Source organism: Methylibium sp. T29-B, assembly GCF_000576225.1.
GTDB lineage: Bacteria > Pseudomonadota > Gammaproteobacteria > Burkholderiales > Burkholderiaceae_C > Methylibium > Methylibium petroleiphilum.
In genome coordinates this window covers 1-3,597 of sequence record NZ_AZSN01000247.1, presented here as the reverse complement: position 1 = coordinate 3,597, position 3,597 = coordinate 1, and the positions used below count along the sequence as shown (strand labels likewise).

5 protein-coding genes are annotated in these 3,597 nt (G+C 72.8%); 2 read left to right on the top strand and 3 right to left on the bottom strand.

Translation table 11 applies throughout. From position 1 onward, the window contains the following. The first annotated feature begins 2 nt into the window (after positions 1–2). Positions 3–908: a DUF2145 domain-containing protein gene (locus Y694_RS20495; RefSeq protein ID WP_051495947.1), complete on the top strand. Its 906-nt coding sequence runs from the start codon at positions 3–5 to the stop codon at positions 906–908. Positions 909–967: 59 nt separating this feature from the next. Beyond that, entirely contained in the window at positions 968–1,552 is a 585-nt protein-coding gene (locus Y694_RS20490; protein ID WP_036236014.1) for a VOC family protein, read from the top strand. On the opposite strand, the gene Y694_RS20485 is transcribed toward Y694_RS20490, so the two are convergent. From Y694_RS20485 to Y694_RS20475, 3 genes are all read right to left on the bottom strand, one after another. Then, on the bottom strand, positions 1,514–2,113 hold the full coding sequence (locus Y694_RS20485) for a histidine phosphatase family protein (protein ID WP_036236011.1): 600 nt from the start codon (positions 2,111–2,113) through the stop codon (positions 1,514–1,516). The genes Y694_RS20490 and Y694_RS20485 overlap by 39 nt on opposite strands. Further along, positions 2,110–2,940 carry an adenosylcobinamide-GDP ribazoletransferase gene (locus Y694_RS20480; protein ID WP_036236008.1) on the bottom strand — a complete coding sequence of 277 codons (831 nt, stop codon included), beginning with the start codon at positions 2,938–2,940 and terminating at the stop codon, positions 2,110–2,112. Before Y694_RS20480 ends, Y694_RS20485 begins: the two co-directional genes overlap by 4 nt. Then, positions 2,937–3,597 (bottom strand): nicotinate-nucleotide--dimethylbenzimidazole phosphoribosyltransferase (locus Y694_RS20475; protein ID WP_036236004.1); only part of this gene is annotated, 661 nt, incomplete at its 5' end. The genes Y694_RS20475 and Y694_RS20480, both read right to left, overlap by 4 nt.

Sequence of the window (3,597 nt, the reverse complement as noted above, 5' to 3'; positions counted from 1 at the left end):
CGCTGGCGGCCGGGCTATGGGCCGGCGCGGCGGCCGGCGGTGCACTGGCGGCACCGTCAGACGCCTCGCGTTTCTGCGACCGCCCCACCTCGCTCACCGCTCGGCAGCAGGACCGGCTGCTGCGCTTCGCCGCCGTGGTGCGGCAGGAGCTCGACACCTCCGGCCGCACGGTGGCGCTGATCTCTCGGTCGGGCCTGGACCTGAGCCGCTTCGACGTGCGTTACTCGCATGCCGGCATCGGTCTGCAAGCCAGCGAGAACGGGCCCTGGTCGGTGCGCCAGCTCTACTACGCCTGCGATGAATCGCGGCCCCGGCTCTACGACCAGGGGCTCGCCGGCTTCCTGTTCGGCACCGACGATCCGGCGATCGGCCATGTGTCCATCGTGCTGCCGCCGCCGGCCGAGGCGGCGACGCTGGAACGCGCAGCGCTCGACAAGGCGCTCGCGCTGCGCCTGCTGGCGGAGCGCTACAGCGCCAACGCGCACCCCTACGGCCTGCGCTACCAGAACTGCAACCAGTGGGTGATGGAGCTGCTGGCCACGGCCTGGGGCGCGCTGGACCGTGGGCGCGACGGCAGCCCCGAAGCGCGCGCCCGCGCGCAGGCCTGGTTGGCCGAACAGGGCTACGCGCCGGCGCCGCTGCAGGTCGGCTCGCAGCTGCTGATGTTCGCCGCGCACTTCGTGCCCTGGGTGCACCTCGACGACCATCCCGCCGAGGACCGCTATGCGCTGCAGTTCCACATCAGCATGCCGGCGTCGATCGAGGCCTTCGTGCACAGGCGGCTGCCCGAGGCCGAGCGCATCGAGCTCTGTCACGACGAACGGCAGGTCGTCGTTCGCCGCGGCTGGCAGCCCATCGGAGCGGCCTGCGAGCCCGGACCGGGAGACCGGGTGGTCGCACTCGACTGAGCGACTGGCCTCGTTCGGTTCTACCATCCTGGCCGGAGACCGCAAGGAGGCTCATCGCCATGACCCGCGTCCGCCCCGGCAAGCTTGCGCACGTTCTCTACCGGACCCGCCGCTTCGAGGAGATGCTGGCGTGGTACCGGGTCGTGTTCGACGCCCGGATCCAGCAGCAGAGTCCGGCGCTGGCCTTCCTGACCTACGACGACGAGCACCACCGCTTCGCATTCGCCAATCTGGCACTGCTGCAGCCCGAGGGCGAGACCGAGAAGACCGGCCTGATCGGCATCGATCACGTGGCCTACGGCTACGCCTCGCTGCACGACCTGTTCGAGAACTACGTGCAGCTCAAGTCGCTGGGCATCACGCCCTACTGGTGCGTCCACCACGGCGTGACGGTGTCGATGTACTACGCCGACCCCGACGGCAACCAGATGGAGTTCCAGGTGGAGGCCTTCGCCTCGAAGCAAGAGGCCAACGCCTTCATGCGCGGGCCGGTGTATGCCGCCAATCCGCTGGGCGTCGAGTTCGACCCGGACGACTGGCTCGCGCGGCTGGCGGCCGGGACGCCCGCGTCGGACCTGCTCGTGCGACGGGAGCACGTGCCGATGTCACCGATCCGAGGGGCGGTGGAGCGCCGGGGCCTGTAGACGCCACAGGGCCACCCGACGTCCGTAGCCCGGCGCCTTCGGCCACGTGGCGGCCGTCGGAGCGTGCGCCTCACCGAGCGCCAGCCAGACCGCGGCGGAGAGCCAGCCACCGTGCGTGACCAGCAGCGCCGCGGGCGCCCGCGCGTGCACCGCCCGCACCCTCGACAGCAACACTCGCACGGACTCGCCGCCGCCCGGCGCATGACCGACAAGGTCCGCCGACCAGGCCGCGATCTCGGCCGCGTCGATCGCCTCCCAGCAGCGCCCGTCCCAGCGGCCGAAGTCCAGCTCGGCGAGCTGCGCATCGACCACGTGACGGAAGCCGAAGCGCCGCAGCCAGCGGCCCACGTCGCGGCAACGTGCCAGCGGCGAGGTCGCGACCGCACGCGGCAGACCCTCGCGGCGCGCGATCGCGCGGATGCGGTGCGCCAGCCGCTTGGCCTTGCGGCGATCGACCGGCAGGTCCGTGCGGGCGCCGATGCAGCGGCCCGCGGCACCCTTCGGCGCCGGGTGGCGCCAGGCGTGCATCAGCGGCGCCGGACGCTCAGCATCGACGCTCATCGCCCCAGCATCGCCAACATGGCCAGGTAGACCGCCAGCTCGCTGAGCTGCTGCGACGCCCCCAGCGTGTCGCCGGTCACGCCGCCCAGCCGACGGCGGAACCAGCGCGCACAGGCCAGCCCGGTCATCGCGGCAGCGACCAGCGCCGCCGCCCAGGCCTGCGGCGACGGCAGCGCGAACGAGTCGCTGCCGTGACGTGCCGCGGCGAACATTGCGATCAACGCCAGCGGCCACACGCAAGCCACCGCCCAGCTGCCCACCGACACCTGCTGCGCCAGCGGCTTGGCCTTGGCGTGCGCGGGATCACCGGCATACGGCAACCCGCAGTTCAGGCTCACCGCGACGGCACGCGACAGCGTGTGCGCGACGCACAGCGCCGCGAGCGCCCAGCCCAGCGGCAGCGACATCAGCGCCAGCGCCTTCAGCCCCAGCATCACGACGATCCCGATGGCGCCGTAGGCACCGATGCGCGAGTCCTTCATGATCTCCAGCGCGCGGGCCCGCTCGGCACTGCCGCCGAGGCCGTCGCAGGTGTCGGCGAAGCCGTCCTCGTGGAAGGCGCCGGTCAGCAGGATCGTCGCAGCCATCGACAGGCCCACGGCCACGGACATCGGCCACAGCAGGGCCGCCACGGCGAACACCAGCGCCGCAATGGCGCCGACGAAGGCGCCGACCAGCGGGAAGTAGCGCGCACTCTGGTTCAGCCACGCCGCATCCCAACCCATCCACGCTGCGAGCCGGCCGGTCACGGGCACGCGGGTGAAGAACTGCAAGGCCAGCAGCAGCAGGCGCAGTTCGTGGGCGAGGCGCGGCTTGACGGGCTTCATGCGGTCGCGGCGCTCGCATCGCGCCCGCTGATTCCGGCACTTTCGAACGAGGCCATGCCGTCGAGCAATGCCACCGCGCCGACCACCAGCGGCCAGGCCAGCGCCGCGCCCGAGCCTTCGCCGAGCCGCAGGTCCAGCGCCAGCAACGGCCGCGCACCCAGGTGCGCCAGCGCGCGGGCGTGGCCGGCCTCGTCGGAGCAGTGCGCGAACACGCAGGCGTCCAGCACCGCCGGTTGCAGCGCGTGCGCGACCAGCAGCGCGGCGGTGACGATGAAGCCGTCGACGACGATCAGCCGCCGCTCGTGCGCGGCCTGCAGCATCGCACCGGTCAGCGCGGCGATCTCGAAGCCGCCGAAGGCCGCCAGCGCCTCGAGCGGCGTGGCGACGCCCGCATGGCGCTGCGCCACCTGCGCCAGCACCTCGAGCTTGCGGGCCAACCCCGCATCGTCGAGTCCGGTGCCGCGGCCCACGCAGGCGGCCAGCGGCGCGCCGGTGAAGTGTGCCGTCAGCAGCGCCGCGGCCGAGGTGTTGCCGATGCCCATCTCGCCGAGCACCAGCGCGTTGCCCGGCACCGAGCCGACGACCTCGCGGCCGAGTTCCAGCGCCTGCACGCACTGCGCCCGGCTCATCGCCGGGCCCAGCGACGCATCGGCGGTG